24 protein-coding genes are annotated in these 22,783 nt (G+C 39.6%); 12 read left to right on the forward strand and 12 right to left on the reverse strand.

Going from position 1 to position 22,783, the window contains the following annotated elements:
• Positions 1 to 2: 2 nt before the first annotated feature.
• From infB to B3209_RS10405, 3 genes are read right to left on the reverse strand one after another with little or no spacing between them, the layout of a single operon-like run.
• Positions 3 to 2,738, reverse strand: coding sequence for a translation initiation factor IF-2 (gene infB, locus B3209_RS10395; protein WP_296663837.1), 2,736 nt, complete (start codon positions 2,736 to 2,738; stop codon positions 3 to 5).
• A gap of 18 nt (positions 2,739 to 2,756) precedes the next feature.
• Positions 2,757 to 4,211, reverse strand: a complete 1,455-nt coding sequence (nusA, locus tag B3209_RS10400; RefSeq protein ID WP_295795599.1) for a transcription termination factor NusA — start codon at positions 4,209 to 4,211, stop codon at positions 2,757 to 2,759.
• A 12-nt stretch (positions 4,212 to 4,223) separates the two neighbouring features.
• The gene (locus B3209_RS10405; protein WP_296663838.1) at positions 4,224 to 4,691 is read right to left on the reverse strand and encodes a ribosome maturation factor; all 468 of its coding nucleotides are present in this window, start codon (positions 4,689 to 4,691) and stop codon (positions 4,224 to 4,226) included.
• A 209-nt stretch (positions 4,692 to 4,900) separates the two neighbouring features.
• Here B3209_RS10405 and cyaB point away from each other — a divergent pair, with 209 nt between their 5' ends.
• Genes cyaB through sppA form a run of 3 tightly spaced genes read left to right on the forward strand, consistent with a single transcriptional unit; the run spans position 4,901 to position 7,229 of the window.
• Positions 4,901 to 5,491: a class IV adenylate cyclase gene (gene cyaB, locus B3209_RS10410; RefSeq protein ID WP_296663840.1), complete on the forward strand. Its 591-nt coding sequence runs from the start codon at positions 4,901 to 4,903 to the stop codon at positions 5,489 to 5,491.
• Positions 5,492 to 5,532: 41 nt separating this feature from the next.
• Positions 5,533 to 6,180, forward strand: a complete 648-nt coding sequence (locus B3209_RS10415; protein WP_296663843.1) for a DUF975 family protein — start codon at positions 5,533 to 5,535, stop codon at positions 6,178 to 6,180.
• A 20-nt stretch (positions 6,181 to 6,200) separates the two neighbouring features.
• Positions 6,201 to 7,229 carry a signal peptide peptidase SppA gene (gene sppA, locus B3209_RS10420; RefSeq protein WP_296663846.1) on the forward strand — a complete coding sequence of 343 codons (1,029 nt, stop codon included), beginning with the start codon at positions 6,201 to 6,203 and terminating at the stop codon, positions 7,227 to 7,229.
• On the opposite strand, the gene B3209_RS10425 is transcribed toward sppA, so the two are convergent.
• The 7 genes from B3209_RS10425 to B3209_RS10455 form a co-directional block, all read right to left on the reverse strand.
• Complete coding sequence (locus B3209_RS10425; protein ID WP_296663848.1) at positions 7,220 to 7,795, reverse strand: regulatory protein RecX; 576 nt, start codon at positions 7,793 to 7,795, stop codon at positions 7,220 to 7,222. The two genes, sppA and B3209_RS10425, sit on opposite strands and share 10 nt — an antisense overlap.
• Positions 7,796 to 7,833: 38 nt before the next feature.
• Positions 7,834 to 8,226 carry a 30S ribosomal protein S9 gene (gene rpsI, locus B3209_RS10430; RefSeq protein ID WP_295795612.1) on the reverse strand — a complete coding sequence of 131 codons (393 nt, stop codon included), beginning with the start codon at positions 8,224 to 8,226 and terminating at the stop codon, positions 7,834 to 7,836.
• Between the two features lie 14 nt (positions 8,227 to 8,240).
• Positions 8,241 to 8,669, reverse strand: coding sequence for a 50S ribosomal protein L13 (gene rplM / locus B3209_RS10435; RefSeq protein ID WP_013702223.1), 429 nt, complete (start codon positions 8,667 to 8,669; stop codon positions 8,241 to 8,243).
• 179 nt (positions 8,670 to 8,848) lie between these two features.
• Complete coding sequence (locus B3209_RS10440; RefSeq protein WP_294013488.1) at positions 8,849 to 9,070, reverse strand: hypothetical protein; 222 nt, start codon at positions 9,068 to 9,070, stop codon at positions 8,849 to 8,851.
• Between the two features lie 68 nt (positions 9,071 to 9,138).
• Entirely contained in the window at positions 9,139 to 9,675 is a 537-nt protein-coding gene (gene rbr / locus B3209_RS10445; RefSeq protein ID WP_296663850.1) for a rubrerythrin, read from the reverse strand.
• 109 nt (positions 9,676 to 9,784) lie between these two features.
• Positions 9,785 to 10,117, reverse strand: a complete 333-nt coding sequence (locus tag B3209_RS10450) for a branched-chain amino acid transporter permease (protein WP_296663852.1) — start codon at positions 10,115 to 10,117, stop codon at positions 9,785 to 9,787.
• Positions 10,114 to 10,869: an AzlC family ABC transporter permease gene (locus B3209_RS10455; protein ID WP_296663854.1), complete on the reverse strand. Its 756-nt coding sequence runs from the start codon at positions 10,867 to 10,869 to the stop codon at positions 10,114 to 10,116. Before B3209_RS10455 ends, B3209_RS10450 begins: the two co-directional genes overlap by 4 nt.
• 240 nt (positions 10,870 to 11,109) lie before the next feature.
• Here B3209_RS10455 and B3209_RS10460 point away from each other — a divergent pair, with 240 nt between their 5' ends.
• The 5 genes from B3209_RS10460 to aroA all read left to right on the forward strand — a co-directional run bounded on the left by B3209_RS10460 (position 11,110) and on the right by aroA (position 16,812).
• Positions 11,110 to 12,300, forward strand: a complete 1,191-nt coding sequence (locus B3209_RS10460) for an ABC transporter ATP-binding protein (protein ID WP_013702228.1) — start codon at positions 11,110 to 11,112, stop codon at positions 12,298 to 12,300.
• On the forward strand, positions 12,297 to 13,316 hold the full coding sequence (locus tag B3209_RS10465; RefSeq protein WP_296663855.1) for an ABC transporter permease: 1,020 nt from the start codon (positions 12,297 to 12,299) through the stop codon (positions 13,314 to 13,316). The genes B3209_RS10460 and B3209_RS10465 overlap by 4 nt, the downstream gene beginning before the upstream one ends.
• Positions 13,313 to 14,185 carry an ABC transporter permease gene (locus tag B3209_RS10470; protein WP_296014510.1) on the forward strand — a complete coding sequence of 291 codons (873 nt, stop codon included), beginning with the start codon at positions 13,313 to 13,315 and terminating at the stop codon, positions 14,183 to 14,185. Before B3209_RS10465 ends, B3209_RS10470 begins: the two co-directional genes overlap by 4 nt.
• A gap of 55 nt (positions 14,186 to 14,240) precedes the next feature.
• Positions 14,241 to 15,284, forward strand: coding sequence for an extracellular solute-binding protein (locus B3209_RS10475; protein ID WP_296663857.1), 1,044 nt, complete (start codon positions 14,241 to 14,243; stop codon positions 15,282 to 15,284).
• Positions 15,285 to 15,420: 136 nt separating this feature from the next.
• Positions 15,421 to 16,812: a 3-phosphoshikimate 1-carboxyvinyltransferase gene (gene aroA / locus B3209_RS10480; protein WP_296663859.1), complete on the forward strand. Its 1,392-nt coding sequence runs from the start codon at positions 15,421 to 15,423 to the stop codon at positions 16,810 to 16,812.
• 184 nt (positions 16,813 to 16,996) lie between these two features.
• Here the strand turns inward: aroA and B3209_RS10485 are convergent, their stop codons facing one another.
• On the reverse strand, positions 16,997 to 18,277 hold the full coding sequence (locus tag B3209_RS10485) for an HD-GYP domain-containing protein (protein ID WP_296663860.1): 1,281 nt from the start codon (positions 18,275 to 18,277) through the stop codon (positions 16,997 to 16,999).
• 191 nt (positions 18,278 to 18,468) lie between these two features.
• Between B3209_RS10485 and B3209_RS10490 the strand changes: the two genes are divergently transcribed.
• From B3209_RS10490 to B3209_RS10505, 4 genes are all read left to right on the forward strand, one after another.
• A complete protein-coding gene (locus B3209_RS10490) occupies positions 18,469 to 19,539 on the forward strand; it encodes a phospho-N-acetylmuramoyl-pentapeptide-transferase (protein WP_295795636.1) in 1,071 nt (356 codons plus the stop codon).
• 81 nt (positions 19,540 to 19,620) lie between these two features.
• The gene (locus B3209_RS10495) at positions 19,621 to 20,028 is read left to right on the forward strand and encodes a hypothetical protein (RefSeq protein ID WP_296663862.1); all 408 of its coding nucleotides are present in this window, start codon (positions 19,621 to 19,623) and stop codon (positions 20,026 to 20,028) included.
• A gap of 245 nt (positions 20,029 to 20,273) precedes the next feature.
• A complete protein-coding gene (locus B3209_RS10500) occupies positions 20,274 to 21,209 on the forward strand; it encodes an NYN domain-containing protein (protein ID WP_296663864.1) in 936 nt (311 codons plus the stop codon).
• Positions 21,210 to 21,234: 25 nt separating this feature from the next.
• Positions 21,235 to 22,089, forward strand: a complete 855-nt coding sequence (locus B3209_RS10505) for a CAP domain-containing protein (protein WP_296663865.1) — start codon at positions 21,235 to 21,237, stop codon at positions 22,087 to 22,089.
• A gap of 42 nt (positions 22,090 to 22,131) precedes the next feature.
• Here B3209_RS10505 and B3209_RS10510 read toward each other — a convergent pair whose 3' ends face one another.
• Complete coding sequence (locus B3209_RS10510; protein ID WP_296663867.1) at positions 22,132 to 22,776, reverse strand: YczE/YyaS/YitT family protein; 645 nt, start codon at positions 22,774 to 22,776, stop codon at positions 22,132 to 22,134.
• Between the last annotated feature and the right edge of the window lie 7 nt (positions 22,777 to 22,783).

The following is a 22,783-nucleotide window of genomic DNA, read 5'->3' on the forward strand; positions in this document are numbered from 1 at the left end:
TTTTATTCAGCAGAATCCTCACTAGCGGCATTTTTCTTTTCTGCTTCTGCTTGTTCATCTGCCAAAGTTTTTCCGAGCTTGCGTTTAACTTCGATTGTCTCAAAAGCTTCAAGCTGGTCTCCAATCTGAAGATCCTGCCAGTTTTCAATTCCGATACCGCATTCAAATCCATCTTTGACTTCCTTTGCATCGTCCTTGAATCTTTTAAGAGAAGCAATTTTTCCAGTGTAAATAACAACGCCGTCGCGGATAACATTTACGCTGCAAGTCTTTTTGATGACACCATCTGTAACGTAGCATCCGGCAATAACGCCAATCTTTGGAACTTTGAAAGTGTTGCGAACTTCCGCAGTTCCTGTTGTTTCGTCTTTTGTGTCAGGCTGAAGCATTCCTTCCATAGCCTGCTGAATTTCTTCAACACACTTGTAGATAATGTTGTACTTGCGAATTTCAACTTTTTCCTGTTCAGCCAAAACTTTTGCCTTTGGAGTCGGGCGGACATTGAATCCGATAATAATTGCATTTTCATCAGCGGCGGCCAAAGTAACATCGCTTTCATTGATTGCGCCTGCGCTTGAATGGATAACAACAAGCCTAAGTTCCTTTGTGCTGAGTTTTTCAAGAGAAGTTTTAAGGGCTTCCGCAGAACCTTGCAAATCAGCCTTGATGATAACCTTGAACTCTTTGACTTCGCTTGCTTCAATTGTTGAATACAAATTGTCGAGCGTAACTTTTTTGACAGCCTTTGCATCTTCAAAGCGTTTAAGTTCCTGACGTTTTGCGGCAAATGCGCGCGCATCTTTTTCAGTTTCTGTAACCTGAATAGGATCTCCGGCATTCGGCATAGCTTCAAGTCCAAGAACTTCCACTGGCATTGAAGGAGTCGCTTCTTGAATTTTTTGTCCGCGGTCATTGAAAATAGCACGAACACGTCCTGAATAAATTCCTGCAACCAAAGGATCACCGATGTGCAAAGTTCCGCGCTGAACAACAACAGATGCAACAACACCGCGTCCTTGGTCAGTACGGCTTTCAATAACTTTTCCTTCAGCGCGACAATCATACTGTGCCTTAAGTTCAAGAACTTCAGCCTGAATAAGAATTGCATCCAGCAAATCATCAATTCCCTGATGCTTCAATGCTGAAATATTTACATACTGAGTGTCGCCGCCCCAAGCTTCCGGAGTAAGTCCAAGCTCAGAAAGCTGTGTCATAACTTTTTCAGGATTTGCATCCGGCTTATCAATTTTGTTGACCGCAACAATAATTGGAACTTTTGCATCCTTTGCATGGTTTATAGCTTCCATTGTCTGAGGCATAACGCCATCGTCCGCCGCAACAACAAGAACAACAATATCTGTAATCTGTGCACCGCGCGCGCGCATCATTGTAAACGCTTCGTGTCCCGGTGTATCAAGGAAAGTAATTACGCCCTTCGGAGTTGAAACCTGATAGGCACCGATTTTCTGCGTAATTCCACCTGCTTCTCCAGCGGCAACATCAGCATTGCGGATTGCATCAAGAGTTTTCGTTTTTCCGTGGTCAACGTGTCCCATGACAGTAACAATCGGAGGACGAGTACGCTCACCTTCAGAGCTTCCCTTGTCGCTTTCAATAACAGTTTCATCGTAAAGACTTACAAGATGAACCTGACAATTGTATTCAGAAGCAAGAATTGTCGCCGTGTCAGAATCAATGGACTGATTGATTGTAACCATCATTCCCATTGACATAAGTTTGCCGATAATTTCGCTTGCCTTAAGATTCATTTTGCGGGCAAGATCTGAAACAGAAATTGTCTCCATGATTTCAATTTTCTCTGGAACAACACTTGCCGGAGTTGAATCATGTTTTTTGTTCTGATAAAGTTCTTCCTCGTCAAAGAAATCTTCTTTATCTTTTCTATTATAAACTTGTTTTTTACCCTTGAACTGTTTTTTAGCCGGAGCTTTGTTTCCTGCAATAGCTGAAGGATCTGCAAATCCGCCTGGACGAGGTCCGCCAAATCCTGGGCGCCCTGCTCCACCAGCAAACCCGCCTGGCCCGCGATTAAAGCCACCTGGACCACGGTTAAATCCACCAGGCTGTCCGTTGTTTCTGTTGAATCCGCCTGGCCCGCGATTGAAGCCTCCGCCAGTTCCATTTCTATTGAAACCGCCTGGACCACGGTTAAATCCGCCAGGTTGCCCGTTGTTTCTGTTGAATCCGCCATTTGGATTTCCGCGGAAAGAACCGTTGCGGTTTCCAAAATTTGATCCCTGCGGATTGCTACGGTTAAAATTATTTTGTCTTTCGCGGTTTTGGTAGCTTTCTCTAGCTTGACTTCCAGTGAATCCGCCATCTCTGCGGCCGCTTCCATTATTTGAATAACGGCTTCTTCCGCCGCTCAAATTTCCTGCCTTAACATTAGGGCGAACATTAGGAAATTCCAAAGTCTGAACCTGAGGCTTTGCAGTTTGGGCAACAGGAGCAACTGGCTTCTTATCTTCCGCTGAAATAGCCTTTTCCTGGGAAACAGGAACTTCAGTTTTTGCATCCTCAGATTTAACAGATGAATCAGGAGTCTTTTTAGACACTACGTGAATTCTTTTTTTCTGTTCTTGTTTTGCCGCCTCTGCAGAAGGAGCTTTTCTTTTTATAACAATCTTCCGCTTTGGACTGGCTTCCCCTGCAGGATGAGAGTCCTGTACATGCTTATTTAAAACTACGCCTGTCTTTTTCTCTGATTCATCTGCCATACTGTATCCTATTACCTCTTACTCTTCTTCAAATGAGAATTCAACACCGCATTTCGGACATCTTGTCATATCCGGTGTAATTTTTTCACCGCATTCAGGACAGAAATATTCTTCTTCTGAAGTTTCCTCTGCCGAATCTGCTGTCTGCTGCGGCTCTTCCTCATCTTCAAATTCAACGTTTTCATTTATAATTGAATAGACTTCATCTAGCTGTTCTTTTGTTACACCGTCAAGTCCATTCAACGCTCCGCTTTCATAAGACGAAACGAAAACTTCTATATCATCATATCCGGCTTCCTTAAGAATTTCAGCAACACGCTGGTCAACACCAGGAAGCTGCGCAACTGTAAGAATTTCCTCATACGATTCGTTTTCTGAACCGCCAAAGAGTTCTTCCGCCGCTCTTCTTGTGTCATTTTCAACAAGATCTTCATCTGTAACCATAGCTTCGGTTTTTACATCGATTGACCAGTTGCAAAGACGGTTTGCGAGGCGAACGTTCAAACCTTGTTTTCCAATCGCAATAGAAAAGTTCTCGTCAGAAACAACAGCAAGCGCCTCTCTTTTTTCAGCATCTTTAATTACAACATGCTTTACTTCGGCAGGCGAAAGCGCATTTTTTATAAACACATGAGGATCTTCATCATAGCGCAAAACATCGATTTTTTCGCCTTCAAGTTCACGGATTACATTCTGAATACGAACACCTTTCAAGCCAACGCAAGCGCCAACAGGATCCACATCGATTTTGTTTGAAGCCACAGCAATTTTTGTTCTGTAGCCAGGCTCGCGCGAAATGCTTTTTACAGCAATCGTATTATCCTGAATTTCAGGAACTTCAAGTTCAAGAATGCTTTTTACAAAATTTTCATCTGTACGGCTAAGCACAACCTGAATTCCAGAAGGAACTTTTTTTACATCCTTTACCAAAGCCCTGATTCTGTCGTTCTTTTCATAAACTTCACGAGGACTCTGATATTTTACAGGAAGCACGCCTTCAACTTTTCCAAGCTCAACATAAATATTTCCTTTATGCTCGCGCTGGTAATATCCAATTATAATCTGTCCGATTTTTTCCTTGTATTCATCAAGAAGCTTTTTACTAGAATTTTCATTCAAATCCTTGTGAGCTTCCTGTTTTCCAACGGAAACTGCGCCGCGCTCAAAATCGCGTTTTGGATCAAGCGGAATATCAAGAGTATCATGAATCACAGCTTCTGGAGCAAGTTTCTGCGCTTCTTCAAGTTCAATTTCAATAACAGGATCATAAACGCCGTCAACAACAGTTTTGCGCGCATAGACATTCACATCCGACATATCATCTGCAAATTTTACAATGCAGTTGTCATAGCCTTTTCCAAATGATTTTTGATACGCCGCAAGAATCATTCTCTCTATAGTCTGCCTGATTGAAGATTCATCAATTCCTTTTTCTGCAGAAAGTGCACGGATTGCATCTGCCATTTCTGACATAACAAAGCCCCCTTATAAATGTAAAAATTTTGCTTTAGCAATATCAGCATAGGCAACAGACTTTTCGCCGCCGCCTTCTATTTCCAATGTAACTTGATTTTTATCTGAAGATTTTATTTTTCCGCAAACCCAGTCATTTATATTTTTATCCCAGACGCGGACTTCTCTTCCTGTAAAAATTTCAAACTCAGCCGCATTTCTTAAAGTGCGTTCAATTCCCGGCGAACACATTTCCATAGAAATATCGTCTTCATTTTTCCCAAGGATTTTAACCATTTCTGAAAACAATGCGCGGTGCGCTTTTGCGCAATCTGAAACACCAATGTCTTTTTGGGAATCCGCCGAAGATATTACAGCAGAAATATTAACCTTGCCATTCTGCGGAACAACATGAAGCTCCACGAGCTTAAAACCTTCCGCAGACATCACAGCGGAACATTCATTAAAATACGGAATATTCTCGAAAGAACTATACTCCAAGTCAAACCTCTAAAAAAACACGCTTAATAAAAAGCATTTCAGACTAAAAAAAAAGAGCCTTTTTTGTGGCTCAATTTTTCAAGGATAATCAAAATGTACAAGGATAGTATCATTTTAAAACAACATTGTCAATAAACAAAAACGCATTCTACAAAAACTTCTCAAATATATTATTTTTCATTTGAAGATAAATATGATAAAATAATCCGATGAATGAAATTGAAATCAAAGCGCACGTTTACAAAAAAGATGAGCTTATAAAAAAATTAAATTCTTTCGCTGAATTCAAGCAGGAAGTTTTTCGCGACGACACTTACTATGAAAGTCCGCTGAATCCAAAAGTCAAAATTAGAATCAGAAAAGAAAAACGCGGAAAAAAAATTCGAAGCATCCTCACTTACAAGCGGAAAGAAATAAAGAGCGCATCCGAGAATTCCAGCACAGAATTAAATGAAGAACTTGAAACTGAAATTTTATCTTCCGAACCGCTGGAGCAATTTTTCTGCGACGCAGGATTAAAAGCCGCACTAAAAAAACACAAGGAAGTCATGGACTGGGAACTGGAACTTCCTGTTTCAATTGAAAATACAAATCTTAAGGCGACTCTTGAACTTTGCAATGTTCCGCCGCTCGGCTACTTTCTTGAAATTGAAATTCTTTCACCATCAAAAAAAGATGAAGATGTAAAAAAAGTTCAGCAAATTTTATTTGAACTTCTTGAAAAATGCGGAATCGAAAAATCCTGCATAGAAGAAAAATATTATTCAGAACTTCTTTTGCAAATTAAAAAAAACGATTAAATTATAAAGAACAAATAAAATATTGATAATAGAGGGAATTTATGTTTGAGCGTATTTCTTACAAAAAACAGGCATGCGAGCAACTGAAAGGAAAAATGAAAACTCCAATAATTGCGTTTGCGATAACAGCGGCAATTACAGCAATAGCGGCAGGAATTCCGCAGGAAAACCTAGATGGAACAACCGGGCTTATTTTATTTTTGCTAATCAGTTTTATAAACAGCGTTTTCTTTTTTGCATTTTTAAGAATTTTCATTCAGATTTACAATACAAAAGCAAAAGCTGAATTTTCAGATTTTGTAAACAGTTTTTCACATTTCGTAAAAGCGTTTCTTGGATTCCTTTGGTTTTATTTATGGGTCGGACTTTGGAGCCTGCTTTTCTTAATTCCGGGAATTGTAAAAGCATTTTCATACTCGCAGATGTTTTTTGTTCTGGCGGAAAATCCAAAAATTTCAGTTTCAAAAGCCATGAACATAAGCAAGGTTCTTACCAGAAACCACAAAGGCGATTTGTTTCTTATGTCGCTAAGTTTTTTGGGCTGGGAATTTCTTTCATTGCTTACAATTTTCATTCTTCAAATTTGGGTCAAGCCTTATGAAGTAATGTCATTTACAAACGCATATTATGCGCTGAAAGAAGAAGCATTCAGAACAGGCTCGCTTACACCGGCGGACTTTGAAGCGTAAAAACAAAAAAGGGGGAAATAATGAAAATAAAATTTTCGGCAAAAAATTATTCAAAAAAAGGACTTGCGGTTTTTGCCTGCACAATTATTCTTGCAATTGCAATTTCTATATTTACCACGGCAAACTCTGCTTTGAATAATACAAAAAGTACAATTTCCGCAGTTTCAAATTCAGAAGCAAAAATAAAAGACAAGCTGCTCGGAAAAAAAGAAAACAAATTTCCGAAGAACGAATACATTGCAAAACTTTTTATAAAAGGCGTAATTTCCGAAGCAAACGATTCGTATAATCAGGAATGGATTTTATCCACAATAAAAGATTTGCAGGAAGACATGAATAACCGCGGAATTGTTCTTATAATAAATTCTCCGGGCGGCGGAGTCTATCAGGCAGACGAAGTTTTCCTTGCGCTGGAAAAATACAAAAAAGAAACAGAACGTCCAGTCTATGCGTACTTCACTTCTCTTGCAGCAAGCGGCGGATATTACGTTGGGTGTGCCGCTGACTACATAATGGCAAACAGAAATTCTCTCACAGGAAGTATCGGCGTTATTGCAGGCCAGTTCACGGACTTAACCGGACTAATGGAAAAATGGGGAATCAAGTCCACAACAATCCACGCAGGTCGCAACAAGCTCATGGGAAATTTCAACGAGCCAATGACGCAGGAGCAGCAGGAAATAATGCAGTCAATCGCTGATGAATGTTACGAGCAGTTCACGGATATTGTCGCAGAAAGCCGCGGACTTTCAAAAGAAGAAGTTTATAAACTTGCCGACGGAAGAATCTACACAGCAGCGCAGGCAAAAGAAGCGTCCCTCATAAATTCAATAGGAACTTTGGACGAGCTTATTGAAACTATGCAGCGAAAGGAATTCGACTTTGCAGAATATGAAACTGCAGATTTTTCGTACAAAAAAGAAGACAGCATTTACAATCTTATTATGGGAAGCGCAAAAGAATTCAAAAAAGCCTCATTGGGAATTCCTGACGCTGTAATGGAAGTTTTAGAACCGCAAATTGAATTTCCAGCATATTACTACAAATAGGAATCTTCTGAAATAACAATCCCGATTTGCTTTAACGTAAAGCCTTTCTGAATAAGAGAGGCTTTTATTTTATCCAGATCTTTTTTAAACAGCCGGCATTTTTTGTAGGCACGGCGACAAATTTCAAGCTCATCTTTTTCTGAAAAAAATTCATCAAGGGCTTTTTTTGAAGATGACCGGTCAACACCTCTGGAAGCAAGTTCAGCCACAAGCCGGATTCTTCCTTCAGCATGATCAATTGAACGGCTTCTTAGCCAAGCACCGGCAAAACGCTCATCGCTTAAATTTCCGCACTGCTCAAGATAATCCAAAGCTTTTTCTACAGCCGTTTTTTCAATTCCCTTTTTTAAAAGCTTGCGTTCAAGTCCAGCACGGCAATGCTCAGCGCGCGCAAGATATGTCATTGCAGCAAATTCTGCGCCATAAACAACCGCCGCATTCAGCAAATCCGAAGCTTCTTCATCAGAAAATTCCGCTCCAGCAAAAAGATTTTCTTCGGATAAAAGAGAAAGGTAACATGAACGCAAAAAAAATGCAGACCCAACAGAAGGTGTAATTTCGTACACTCCTGTAAAAGTCTGCTGTATTTGGCGAATAACCAATTTTAGCGTTTGCTGAACTGGAATCTGCGGCGAGCACCACGCTGACCGTATTTCTTACGCTCAACCATACGAGAATCGCGTGTAAGATAGCCGTTTGCCTTAAGAGAAGGACGTGCATCTGGATCTACCTGAGTCAAAGCACGAGAAACTCCATGCAAGCAAGCCGCTGCCTGACCATTAAGACCGCCTCCGCAAACATTGATAAGAATATCATACTTGTTTACATTTGATGTAACCAAAAGCGGCTGAATTACAAGACGAGCCTGTGATTCTGTTGCAAAATAGTCTTTTATATCTTTTCCGTTAACAACAATTTTTCCTGAACCTTCGCGCATAAAAACACGAGCAGTTGCAGTTTTTCTTCTTCCTGTACCGATAGCTAAATTCTTAATCACGATATGCTCCTATTTTAAACTTCAAGAGGTTTTGGATTCTGAGCTGCATGAGGATGCTCTGGACCTTCGTAAATCTTGAGGTTTCCGATAATTTTGCGTCCAAGGCGATTATGAGGAAGCATTCCCCAAATTGTTCTCTTCAAAGGCTCTGTAGGATGTTTTTCAATAAGAGTGTTGAATGAATAAGAGCGCAAACCACGTACATAACCTGTATAATGGCGATAAAGCATATTGTCAGCTTTTTTGCCTGTAACCTGAATTTTTTCAGCATTAACAATTACAACAAAATCACCACACATAGAGTTCGGTGTATAAGAAGCTTTGTGCTTTCCACGAAGAACAGAAGCAGCTTTTGCAGCTACACGTCCCAAAGTTTTTCCAGATGCATCGATGACATACCAGTCATTTTTTACATCTTCATTTTTAGCAAAATAAGTTTTCATGTATATACCTTTCTAAATAAAACATTACGTTTTCCACTTTGCATCTAGCTTCAAACGTTTGTAGGCAATGAGCAGTTGCCAACAATATATACGGGGTAAAAAAAGATACCATGTTTTCAGGTTTTTAGTCAATTAAATTCAAGAAATTCAACTGAAAATATTTGCGCTGAACAAGAAATTTATTTCTTTTCTATTGATTTAGCGGCATTTTCTTCTTTTTTTGCTTCTTTTTTGTCCTTTATATCAGCAAAACCTATAAAAACAGAAATGAGTCCGCAGAAAGCCGCAAAACACGGAGCAAATCCTTTCAGGAATGAAACAATGTCAGAAGTCCAGTTCAAGCCAAGACAAGAAAACACGCAAAATCCAATCAAAACAATTCCAATCAACAATGAAACCATAAAATACTCCATAATTATTTAAGCCGCTCTTGCAAAAACAAAAACGGCATTTATACAAAAATACTAATCTAGTAGTTTTCAGCTTTTACTTCAAAATAACTTTGCGGATGAGCGCAAACTGGGCAAATGTCAGGCGCTTTTTTTCCTACGCAGATATGTCCGCAGTTTGAGCATTGCCAAATAACGTCTCCGTCCTTGCTGAAAACACACTCATTTGTAACGTTATCCAAAAGCTTGCGGTAACGCTCTTCATGTGTTTTTTCTACTGCGGCGACACCTTCAAATTTCTGGGCAATATCAATAAATCCTTCTTCACGCGCTGTCTTGGCAAAAGAAGAATACATATCTGTCCACTCGTAATTTTCACCTTCCGCAGCATCCTTTAAATTTTCTGCAGTGCTTTTTATTCCGCCGTTAAGATACTTGTACCAAAGCTTGGCATGCTCCTTTTCATTTTCAGCAGTTTCCTCGAAAATTTTTGCAATCTGTACAAATCCGTCTTTGCGGGCCTTGCTTGCAAAAAATGTATACTTGTTGCGGGCCTGAGATTCACCTGCAAAAGCCGTCTTAAGATTTTCTTCAGTTTTTGAACCTTTTAATTCCATGATTTGCCTCCATTACAAACACAGCCACAAAAATAAAAATTTCCTATTTACACAAAGTATAATCAATTCTTTTAATAATTACCATTAAAACAGAAAATTTTCAGGATTTTCACATAATTCTGGACAAAACCATAAAAATCACAGTGCTTGAAAAAATGCTCACCATGGAATTTTTAAATGCAAGATGAATGACAACTGTTGCCACGGAAGCGACTAAATGCGGAATTCCAAAAGGAGAACTCAAAAAGCTTGTGTCCTTAAAGCAATAAACGACCAAAACCGCCATGATTAAAGACGGCGTATATTTTTCAATAAAACGGATTATCGCAGGCGGATTTTTTCTGCTGAAGGCAATAAACGGAAGCAAGCGAGTTCCATAAATAACTGCCCCAGAAACAAAAATAGCTGCCAAAGCCATAAGAAGGCTATAAGATTCTTTCATGCCAATTCCTCCGATTTAGAATTTGAAAGAATTTTTTCTTTTGCAAAAAATGACGGACCTCTTACCAAAAGCATCGCTCCAAGAGCCACGCAAATTGAAACCCATATTATATTTGACGAGCCAAAAACGCCAGTTTTATAAAGCACAACGGAAATTACAGCGGCAATTCCGCCAAACAAGACTGGCACACAATCCTTTGAAGATTTAAGCTGCTCAATCAAGAGAACTATAAAAAGCGAAGTCAGAGCAAAATCAACTCCAGTTAAAAATTTTCCAAGCCCGTAGCGGTCCATAACAGTATAAGCCACAGCGCCAATAAGACTTCCCAAGCACCAGTAGCTTTGATCCAGCGCGGAAACAATCGCATAAAATGAAATTTTATTTACTCGAGGCGGAACTTCAATTCCCTGGACAAGCGCAAAAGTTTCGTCTGTAATCGCAAAAACAAGATACGGCTTTTTTCCGCCGGCATTTTTGTATTTTGAAATAAGAGAAAGTCCATAGAAAATATGCCGGATGCTAAGCAAAAACTGAACAAGAATTATTTCAGCAAAAGAAGCTCCCGAAGCAAGCTGACCGACTATAAAATATTGCCCGGAACCAGTATACATAATAAGCCCCGAAAGAACGGCAAGCCACCAAGGATAGCCCGCATTCGCAAGCAGCATTCCAAATCCAATTCCAATCGCGATATATCCAAAAAACACAGGCGCAGTTATTTTAAGTGCCTGGGCAAAAACATAGCGGTTCATAATGAGCAAGTATAATAGCAATAAAGATAAATAGGTTCAACAGCATAAAATTTCAACTTTCTACAATAAATTCCGCAAAAATGCGCAAAAAGTTTTTTTATAAATTTCCACTTATTTTTTCAAAAATTATTGACTTTTTTACGTATTAAATACAAATTAAGCCTTAGACTTTAAAGTCTATAAGAGCCTTGTTTTGCCAGGCAAAGGCCTTTTTATCACTCAGGAAGGAGTTGTACCCTAGTGAACGGAAGTACAGTTTCTATTAATAGCGTGTCCAAGCATTTTGGCTCGTTCCATGCGCTTGATGACATCAGCATTACAATTAAGCAGGGGGAGTTTTTTTCTCTGCTTGGACCGTCCGGCTGTGGAAAGACAACACTTCTCCGCATTATCGCAGGATTTGAATTTCCTGATGAAGGCGCAGTTCTTTTTGATGACAAGAATGTTGTGCCTCTTCCGCCTAACAAACGCCAAAGCAATACAGTTTTCCAAAGCTACGCGCTTTTTCCGCATCTTTCAGTTTATGAAAATGTTGCGTTTCCGCTTCGCTTAAAAAAGACTGACAAAAAAACAATCGATGAAAAAGTAAAGGAATACCTGCATCTTGTTCAGCTTGACCAGCACATGTATAAAAAACCAAACCAGCTTTCAGGCGGACAAAGACAGCGTGTGGCAATTGCAAGAGCGCTCATAAACGAACCGAAAGTTTTGCTTCTTGACGAGCCTCTTTCAGCACTTGATGCAAAGCTGCGCGCAAATCTTTTGGTTGACCTTGACGCATTGCACGACAAAATCGGAATCACGTTCATTTACGTTACTCACGACCAAAGCGAAGCACTTGCCGTAAGCGACAGAATCGCTGTAATGAATCAAGGAAAAGTTCTTCAGGTCGGAACTCCATTTGAAATTTACGAAAGCCCTGCGACACAATTTGTAGCGCAGTTCATAGGAGAAACAAACCTTTTTGAAAGCACAGTTGTTTCCTGTGAGCCTCACAAGAATTCCAAGGGAGAAGATGAATTCAATGTAACTCTGAATACTCCAGTTCTTGGACTTCAGGCAAAGCTCAAGGGCGAAACTCAGGCGATGCGCGAAGAAGACAAAAATATTCTTGTTACAGATTACGATCACACAGATCCAGGTCAGAAAGTCTGCTTTACAATTCGTCCGGAAAAAATCCGCATAACTCTTGAAGAGCCGAATGTAGGCGGAAGAAAAGACATCAATGTTTTCAAAGGAATTGTAGAAGAACCGGTTTACACAGGATTTCAGTCTAAATTCTACGTGCGCCTTGAAAACGGAGCAATCATAAAAGTATTCAAGCAGCACACAAACTATCTTGATGACGGTCCGGAAATCGCATGGAAAGATGAAGTTTTTGTTTCATGGTCAGCAGATGACGGCTACATTGTTGAGGACATAAACACATGAAAAGCAAGCAAGAAAAGAAAGAACACAAAAGCTTTCAGCTCAGGCTAGCTTCAAAGGCTTACGGTGCAAAATATAAAAAGGCGAATCCCGGTCCTGCATACGCTTGGCCAATGGGAGCTTGGTTTTCACTTTTCTTTATTGTGCCGCTAGTTATAATTATATGCTACTCATTTTTAAAGCGCGATGTTTACGGCGGAGTTACAAGGGAATTTTCGCTTAAAGCCTACGAGCAGATGCTAAGCCCGGCTTACGGTCTTATATTTTTGCGCACACTTTGGATTACAATAATCGCCACAGCAGTTACAATTATCATTTCACTTCCGTGCGGATATGCAATGGCAAGAAGCAAGCACCAAACACTTCTTTTGATTCTTGTTATTGTTCCGTTTTTAACAAACAGCCTTATAAGAATTTTTGCCTGGATTACAATTCTTGGAGACAACGGGCTTTTTAACCAGTTGCTTTCAAATTTGCATTTGATTCTTTGCAAGATAACGGGTTCTACAAAAGAATTTGTTCCGCATAAATTTATGTTTACACGCGAAGCAGTTATTCTTGTAAGCATTTATATGTATTTGCCTTACGCGATTCTTCCAGTTTTTACAGCGGTGGACAGATTTGATTTTACACTGCTTGAAGCTGCCCGGGATCTTGGCGCGACAAAAATGCAGTCAATGTTTAAAGTTTTAATTCCGGGAATTAAAAGCGGAATCTTGAGCGCGGTAATTTTTACATTTATTCCAATTTTTGGAACATACACAGTTCCGCAGCTTGTAGGCGGAAAAGACAGCTATATGCTTGGAAACATAATTGTTGACCAAGTTCAGAAAGTGCGCAACTGGCCGCTAGCTTCAGCATTCAGCCTTGTAATTACAGTTATAAGCATGGCGGGAGTTCTGCTAATGCTTTCAACAGGAAAAAAAGAAGCAGACTTGAACAAAAAATTGAACAAAGAAGACACAACATCAAGCATTGCCGAAAGCATTTCCAAAGCCAGCCTTGAAGGAAGCAAATGAAAAATCCGATTTTATTGTTAAACAAAAAATACAAGTCGATTCCCAAAAGCGAGTCAAACAGGCACGCAAAACGCCAGTGGAAAAAGCGCAATCCAAAATTCAGCTTGTCGAACACGATATTGTGCCTTTCAATTTTATTTTTGTTTTTGCCGCTGTTTGTAATTGTGTTTTTTTCATTCAACGAATCAAAAGACACAACATTTACAAATTTTTCGTTCATTTGGTACCAGAAACTCATATTCAGCTCAAAACCTTTGTGGCACGCGCTTTTAAACAGTTTTATTGTAGCCATAACATCTGCAATTACAGCAACTGTTCTTGGAACTTTGGCAGCAATTGGAATCAGCTGGTACAAATTCTTCGGAAAATCCTACATTCAGTCAATCAGCTTTTTGCCGATGGTTCTGCCGGAAGTAATCATGGGAATTTCGCTTTTGATTTTTTTCAGCGGAATAAAACTTTCTCTCGGTCTTTTTACAATTTTTATTGCGCATACAACATTCTGCCTTCCATTTGTTTATCTTATGGTAAGCGCAAGAATTGACGAATTTGACTATTCAATTATAGAAGCAAGCCACGACCTGGGCGCAAACGAATTTCAGACGCTTACAAAAGTAATTGTTCCTGCAATCATGCCTGGAATTATTTCCGGCTTTATGATGAGCATAACAATGTCGTTTGAAGATTACGTTATAACGGCTCTTGTTTCAGGACCAGGAAGCACAACACTTCCACTTTACGTTTATTCGCTTATAAGATTCGGCGTAAGTCCTGTAATCAATTCGCTTTCTTTTGTGCTGATTTTGATAATCTGCGCAATTGCAATCCTGCTTAGAAGCCGACTTAAAACATTTGCGGCATCAAGATAATTCATTCTACAAAAAAGCAAAACTGGCTTAATACCGGTCTTGCAAAGGAGTTTTTATGAAAAAAAGAGTTTGCTCAATTATTTCAGCTTTTATCGCCTGCGCTTCTGTTTCATTTTTTTCATGCAAGAAAGAAAATGAAGTCTACCTTTACAACTGGACTTACTACACGCCGGATGAAGTTTTGCGCGACTTTGAAAAAGAGTTCAACTGCACAGTAAAAGTAGACAGCTACGCTTCAAATGAAGAAATGTACGCAAAGCTAAGAGCAGGAGCAAAAGGATACGACATAGTTGTTCCGTCACAGGACTACTGTTCAATCATGATTAAGCAGGGAATGTTCCGTGAGCTTGACCAGAGCAAGATGACAAACAAAAGCCACATAAATCCGCTTGTGTTTGAAAAGGCAGATTACGATCCTCAGATGAAATATTGCGTTCCATATTATCTTGGAGCCGCTGGAATCGCCGTGAACAAGACAAAAGTTTCCGCGGAATATGAAAGAACCTGGAATATTTTTTCAGACAAGCAGTTTGCAGGACACGCCACAATGATGGACGATATGCGCGAAGTTATCGGAGACGCTCTTACAACACTTGGCTACAGCATAAACACAGTTGACAAAAACGAGCTGAAAGAAGCTTCGGACTACATAATAAAAAACTGGAAGCCAAACCTCGTAAAGTTCGACGCTGAAGGATTCGGAAAGTCATTTGCTTCCGGCGACTTCTGGCTTTGCCAAGGATATGCAGAAGTTGTTTTCGGCGAAGTTCCAGAAGATAAATGGGAAGAAACAATCGATTTCTTTATTCCAGCTGAAGGCGGACCTTCTTACCTTGACAGCATGTGCATTCTAAAAGATGCTCCTCACTACGACCTAGCCAATGAATTTGTAAACTATATTCATCGCCCGGAAGTCTACGCTAAATTCCTTGACGCATTCCACTTCCCTTGCTTTGTGAACAAAAACGCTGCCCAGTACATGACAACAAAAGCAATGTACGAGGCAGACCAAATGTCAAACTGTGTTCTAAAAGAAGATCTTGGAGAAGACTTGGACAAATACAATGAGCTTTGGCAGGAAATAAGATTTTCTGAATAGCAAGTTCATAAAGTATTTATGGTGCTGCGCAAATTCGTGCAGTGCCTTTTTTTTATGCAAACAAGACAAACTTTCGTTCCATTGCGCAAATAAAGCAAATTGCGTACAGATTCTTTTTTTGCTATAATCAGCATCTATGAAAATCATTGCAAAAAAAACAAACCTCAACGGACATATTCAAGTTCCAGGCTCTAAGTCACATACAATCAGAGCGCTTTTGCTTGCATCCCTTGCAGAAGGAACTTCATATATACGCAATCCACTTCCAAGCGCAGACTGTCTTAGCGCAAGCCGTGCAGTTCCTCTTATGGGCGCAAAAATCAAACTGGAAGAAGGGTCGATAAAAATCGGACAGACTTGGACAGTCCAAGGAGCAGGAAGCGAAATTCATTTGCCAAGCAACATCGTTGACGTAGGAAATTCCGGCTCGTTGCTTTACTTTATGTCGCCAATTGCAGCTACATTTGAAGGCTGGAGCGTATTCACTGGAGACGAAAGCATAAGAAAACGTCCCGTAAGCCACGTTGTAGACGCATTAAGACAACTTGGAGCTCAGGCATTCACTGCGGAAGAAAAAAGCGGAACCTGTCCAATGCTCATAAAAGGCCCTATAAATGCAAACAACACAGTAAAAACAGGAGGCGAGCTTAGCCAGTATGTTTCCGGAATGATGATGGCAGCTTGCAGGCTGAACGGAACTCTTAAAATCGAACTTTCAAATCCAAAAGAAACTCCTTATCTTTACATGACCCAAAAGTGGCTTGAAAGCTGCGGAGTAAAAGTCAGAATGTCAGAGGACTTTAAGCATATAGAAGTTGACGGTCCTGTAAAAATAAAGGCATTCGACAAAGTAATTCCAAGCGACTGGGAAGCTGTGGCATTTCCGCTGATTGCAACCTTGATTACAGACAGCGAGCTTGTAATTGACAACGTAGACTTAAGCGGAACTCAAGGAGATGAAGCAATAGTCGAAGTTCTAAAATCCCTCGGAGCAGACATTGTGCTTGACAAGGAAAACTGCTCACTCAAAGTGCGCGGCGGAAAAAAAGCCACAAACGGAATTGGAAGACTTTCCACGGAACTTTTAAAAGACAAAGAGCTTCACGTAAATCTTTCTGGATTTCCTGATGCAGTTTGCGCTCTTGCCGCAGTTTCGTGCTTTGTGGAAGGAACTGTATTTATTGAAGACATTGGAGTTTGCCGCAGAAAGGAAACAGACCGCATAAAAGTTTTAAAAAGCGAACTTGAAAAACTCGGTGCGCAAGTAGAAGAAGGCGAAGACTTTTTGGTTATCCACGGACATTCGCCAGTTCTTGCTGACGGCAAAGCAAACCCTGCCTTTATCTTGCACGGCGCAGAAGTTGAAAGCTACCTTGACCACAGAGTTGCAATGAGCCTTGCCTGTCTAGGGCTTGGATTAAAAGAAGGCCAAGAAGTAAAAGTAAAAGACTCGGAATGCTGTTCTGTAAGCTTTCCTGAATTCTTTGAAGCCATGAACAAAATAGGAGCCGGATTCACAAAAGCCTAAAAAAACACGCCGAGTTTTTAAAAATTCTCGGCGTAAAATTTAAAAAGTACGGCGTGTTTTTAATAAATTCTCGCCGAGAATTTTAGAAATATCGCAGATACAAATCTGATATTAAAATGCAAAAATAGATTATCGGGTTACTGCACAATAATGACAGTAAAAACAAAACTGCTTTGAAACTGTTTTACTTGTTCTTTTCACGACCTTCAACAAGCTGAAGCCTCCAGTCGTACTCTTTCTGCTCGTCTTCAATTTCTTGCTTGCGAAATGACTTTGACACTTCTTCAATAACCGAAGCAATATTTATAACGGCATCCACAATGCAAGGCTCAAAATGGCTTCCGCTTGATTCCTTAAAAATTTCAATTGTGCGCTCAATAGAAAACGGCTGTTTATAAGGTCTCCAGCTTAAAAGAGCGTCAAGAACATCAGCGGCAGCCATTATGCGAGCGCAAAGTGGAATTTCATTTCCTGAAAGTCCGTTCGGATAACCGCTTCCGTCGTATTTTTCATGGTGGCAGTAAGCCATCTGTTCCGCAATCATATTGAACCAGCCTCTGTTTATCATAGGCAAAAGCTGCACAAGTCTCTTTCCTTCAGCAGGATGAGCTTTCATCATTTGAAATTCTTCATAAGTGTATTTTCCAGGCTTGTTAAGAATGCTGTCCGGAATATGAACTTTGCCAATGTCGTGCAAGTTTGCCGCAGCGGAATAAACGGAAATTGCCTGCTCCGTAAGAATTTCCTTGTAATGTCCTTCCTTTACAAGTTCCCTTGAAATAAGCTCGACGTATTTAACAGTATGGCGAACGTGGTGGCCTGTAAAAAGCTCGTGGCTTTCAAGCATTCTTGGAATAAATTCCATAATCTTCATTTGAGTATCTTTCAGCTGAAAAGCCTTTGTAAGCGCGCGGCTAAGAGTGGAATGGCTTCTTTTAGAAAGAGCAACCGCTATAATGTAGGAAAAAACAAATTCAATTGTAAAACCTGCGCTCTGCGAAAAAAAGTAAAAGCTTTCAGTTGTGTTAAAGCTGACACACATAATTTTTGCGCGGAAATAAATTGAAACAATCATAAAAACATAGCAGACAAGCGCAATGCATCTTGTAAGCACGGCATTGTAATAAAGACAGCTAAGAAAAACTACAAGCGCATAAGAAATATTTATTCCGATATGTCCGTTTGTTCCCATGTATACCAGAATCGCCGCCATAACGCAAAGCCCGAAAACCATGGGAATTCTGTGCCAGCGGAAAACATAGACAAAAATGCTCTGAATAATAGAAAATAAAGCTATGACGATTCCAAGTGTAACTGAATATGAATAGGGAATTTCAAAAATGCCAATCTTGCTGATAACAATAAAAAGCGGCGCAAGAATATTTCCAAGCAGCAAAATGCCGGTTGTAAGCCTGTTGACATTTTCAATATTTTCAGCAAAAAACTCTTCATCTTCAACCGGCACAGAAAACTCCCTTCACTCTCCCAGCAAGAAAAAAATCCGACTTATTAAAAATACTTTGTAAATTATAAAAATATTCCTAGCAAAAATCAACATATCAAATCGGCACGGCTCAGACAAAACAAAAGAATACACATTGAACGCTGATTGCTTTTATGATATTATTATAAAATTACAATAAAAGGGGTCTTACTTTGATTTACTATCTTGGCGGCTTGCTAAAAAACTTTTGGGGACCGGCTAGGCTTTTTCAGTCATATACAGTTCTTATTGCGCTTGCGCTTTACACAGGATTTTTTCTTTCCAAAGTATTAATTCCAAAATTCTACAAGTATCTTCCAAGCGACAGAGGAAGAGAATTCACACTGACAAAAGAAGCCGCAAAAGGAAAGCCTACAGGTTCCGGAGCCGTTTTCATAACAATCTTTGTAATACTTTGCTTTATAATTGTTCCGCTAGATTATCTTCAATCTGGAATTCTTGCGCTTACTTGGCTTATGATGCTTACAGGATTTTTGGACGACAGAAGCTTAAAAGGCTGGGGAGAATACAGAAAGGCTCTTTTGGATTTTGTGATTGCGGTTGCAGCGGCATTTCTTTTAATGCATTACCTTTCTCAGACTTCTCCAGACGGAAGGCTTAGATTCTGGTTTCCATTCTTTTCAACTACGATTCACATTCCGTGCTGGCTTTATGTTGCCATAACCGTAATAATGCTTTGGATGTCTGTAAACACAACAAACTGCACAGACGGAGTAGACGGATTAAGTTCAACTTTAGTTCTGATTGCTCTTTTGACTATGGGCGCGCTTTTTTATATTGTGCTTGGACACGTTGATATTTCAACATATCTTCTTGTTCCGCATTTAAAAGACGGAGCTTCCTGGGCAATAATAACATTCTGTCTTGCCGGAGTTCTTATGGGCTACTTGTGGCACAATGCGTTTCCAAGTTCAGTCCTTATGGGAGACGCAGGCTCACGCGCGCTGGGATTTTTTATTGGCGTTTGCGTAATGGTAAGCGGAAACCCATTCTTATTCCTTGCAACTTCTTCAATTATTTTTGTAAACGGCGGCGTGGGACTTTTAAAAGTCGCGCTTAAAAGATTCTTCCATATTTCAATTTTTGAAACAGTAAGATTTCCTTTGCACGACCACATGAGAAAAAACAAAGGCTGGTCTCCAACGCAAGTGCTTGTCAAGTTTATGATAATTCAGCTTTTAATCACTGTCGCAATGCTCGGAATATTCTTTAAAATCAGATAAGGAGAATTTTTAGTTCTTACAAAATCAAAGCAGCGCATTTTTAAAATCACATACAACACACAAACTAAAGCGAGGAAAATTATGGGAAAGAAGAACGTTGGAATTATCCAGCATCTTTATTTGGTAGGAATGTTAATTTGTGCCATTGGATTTTTGTGTCCGCAGTTCAAAGCTCTTGGACAGACAGCAAACGGATTCAGTCTTATTTCAAAAGATTCTTCTATAATAAGCACGGGAATTCTTTTGATTTTTATCGGTGCTGTGGCAGGTGCAGTTCTTTATTTTGTCAAAGTAAAAAATGCAAAGTTCTTTAAGCTGATTGCACTCGCAGCAAGCATTCTGGGAGGAATAATTCTTGTAGTGCAGATGAACAACAGCGCGCTTGCACGTCTTGTTGGAAAAGAATTTCTAAAGCACGCAGCATTTGGATTTTACATGATAATTGCCGGCTGGATTATTGCAATCACAGGATTTATAAAAACAAAATAGCCTGTCATAAACATCTTCGGGGTAATGCCCGAAGATGTTTTCAGCTGATTATTTTTTTGAAACGCTTGCAAAGTCCGCGGAACTTTTTTATATTTTTTATATAAACATTGCATGCAAAATATACAAATCAGGGAAGGAAAATATTAAGTGTATAATGTATAAGGTGCTAGCTTTCAAAACTTATCTAACTTTTGAAAGCTAGTCTAAGCAATATACACGGAATAAAAATATACGGAGGATATATCATGGAAGACATCGCAAGAGCCTGTTTCGTTATAGACGGAAATTATACAAGAAAAGGCTTTTCACACTTGGCGCAAGATGGAATTGACGGAAATTACTACTCAATAAATTTTGCAGCTCTCACAGAATACACTTCTTCACTTATTGAAGCGGAAACTGGAAAAAGATGCGTTTTCTCGGACAAAAAAGTGTTCATGGGAACGAATGCGGAATTTGACCGTGAAAACCAGAAATTCTACAGGGCATTGGACGAAGCTGGATTTCAGCGCAACACATTCAACTTACGCTCGCAGGAAAACTCAAACGGAAGGCTTCCCACATTAAAAGAAGATGCTGTAGACACAACAATTGTATTCAACACAGCAAAAGAATTCTACACAAAAAGCCGCGATGAACGGTTTGACACGCTTGTTCTTTATGCAGGAGACGGAGATCTTTCAGTTCTTGTTTCAGGCCTGAAAGCGGAAGGCGTGCGAGTTTTCGTTATCTATTACGATTTTAAAACGCCAATTTCAATTACAAGAGCTTCGCAGAATTTGCTTGAAACCGCAGACAAAGCAATCAGCATTTCAAGTCTTCTTGATGAACGTGTTTCCCAGCAGATAAAATCAATCTTTACAAAAATAGATGCGCCAGAACAAGGATTTCAAGTTCACTACAAGCCTGGAGTTAGGAGCACATTTGAAATGGCAACACAACCTTTTGTCTTGCCTGAAAAACTTATTATAGATGGAATTTCCAACTGCCGAAAAGACGATGACGGATGGGTACTTGTTGCTCAGCTTGGAAAATCAATTGAATACAAAATGGGCACAAAGCTTCCGTTTGGAACAAAACTCCGAGCGGAACTTGCAAGATACCCAAAAACTTTTGAAACAAAAGAAGTGCCGGCATTCAGCGTAAGAGTAAAACCAACGGCATTGCAACATAAAAGCTGATTAAAAATCACAATTGAGGCTAGTTATGAAGAAACAATTTCTTTTTGTTTTATTTACAATTTTTATTTCCGCATTTTTATTTTGCCAGTCTTCTGCTCCCAAAAAAACAAAGCCAGCGAATTCTGTTTCCACCAGCAGAAAAAACAGCAACGCTTCGGGCAAAAAAAGAAATCAGCAAAAAGCACAAACCAATGCCAAGAACAAGCAAAATTCTAGCAAAACTGCAAACTCCAAATCAAAAAGCAAAAATTCTTTATGGAACATTAAATCGCTTGACACTGCAAGAAACGTTGATTACTTGGACGATTTTGAAAAAAACGTAATTCTGGAAATGAACAAGGCAAGAACAAATCCAAAGCAATACGCTGATTTATATATTGTTCCAAGGCTAGAGAATTTCGATGGATATAACTATGTTGAAAAAAAAATGTCGGCGGCAGGTCCATACAACAGAACAACCCGCACAACAGAAGGTCCTGCGGCTGTAAAAGAATGCATAAACTATATGTACAATCAAAGTCCACGCGCTCCGCTTCTTCCATCTAAAGCACTCACGTGCGCTGCAAGAGACCATGCGGAAACCCAAGTAGTAACTGACCAGCTTGGACACAAAGGAGTTGACGGCTCGACGCCATTTGAAAGAATAGGAAAATATGGCATATTCATGGCGACAGCTGAGAACATATTTTATTGCGTAGACACCGCAAGAAATACAGTTGTAAAATTTTTAATTGACGACGGAGTAGATTCACGCGGACACAGAAAAAATATTATGAACAGAAAGTACAATTTAGCCGGCGTAGGATATGCTGAATGCAAAGAAAATAGAAGAGATGAATGTGTAATCGACTTTGCACAAAGTTATACAGAGAATGAATAAGAGAAGTTGCAGGTTGACTTGGAAAATTTTCCCTCTTAAATTTTAAAAGCCAAAAACTCTTTCTTTGACTTTTGAAAACTTTTTTGTGATAAATCCAAGAATAAAGCCGACTAGAATCGCCGCAATCACAGTTCCAATGCCAACACTGCCAAAGTTGTGCAAAGCAAAAAGACAAGTTGCCACAGAAACAAGCACCATCAGGCAGTCGAATGCAATTTTCACTTTTGCAAATTCAATTTTTGTGACTCTTGAAATTACGCCCATGCAGCCCTCTCCTGCTAGCGGAACAATATTCGCCGGAACATAAAAGAAAATTCCAATTGCAACAAAAACACAACTTAGCAAAGACAATGCAAGGCGCAAAATAAAAAATTCTGGAGTTGGAAAAAAATCAGCAAGAAAATTGCAAAGCGTTGTAAATTTTCCGAAAACAATGCCAACAGGAATTTGCAGAAGGACGAGAAGAGAAAAGTTTTTCCGCAAAATCAAAAGTTGAATAAGAACCAAGGCACAATGAAAAATTATCGTTGCGTTTCCCATTTCAATTCCAAAAACGCGCGTCATTGTATACGGAATCGAGCTGACAGGAGAAACTCCAAGATTTGATTTTACAGAAAGAGCGATACCGATTGTCATAACAAAAAGTCCGGCAAAATACACTGAAAGGCGGAGTATTAATTTTTTCATTTGCCTG

It is taken from the genome of Treponema sp. UBA6852, from assembly GCA_002449305.1.
Classification (GTDB): Bacteria; Spirochaetota; Spirochaetia; order Treponematales; family Treponemataceae; genus Treponema_D.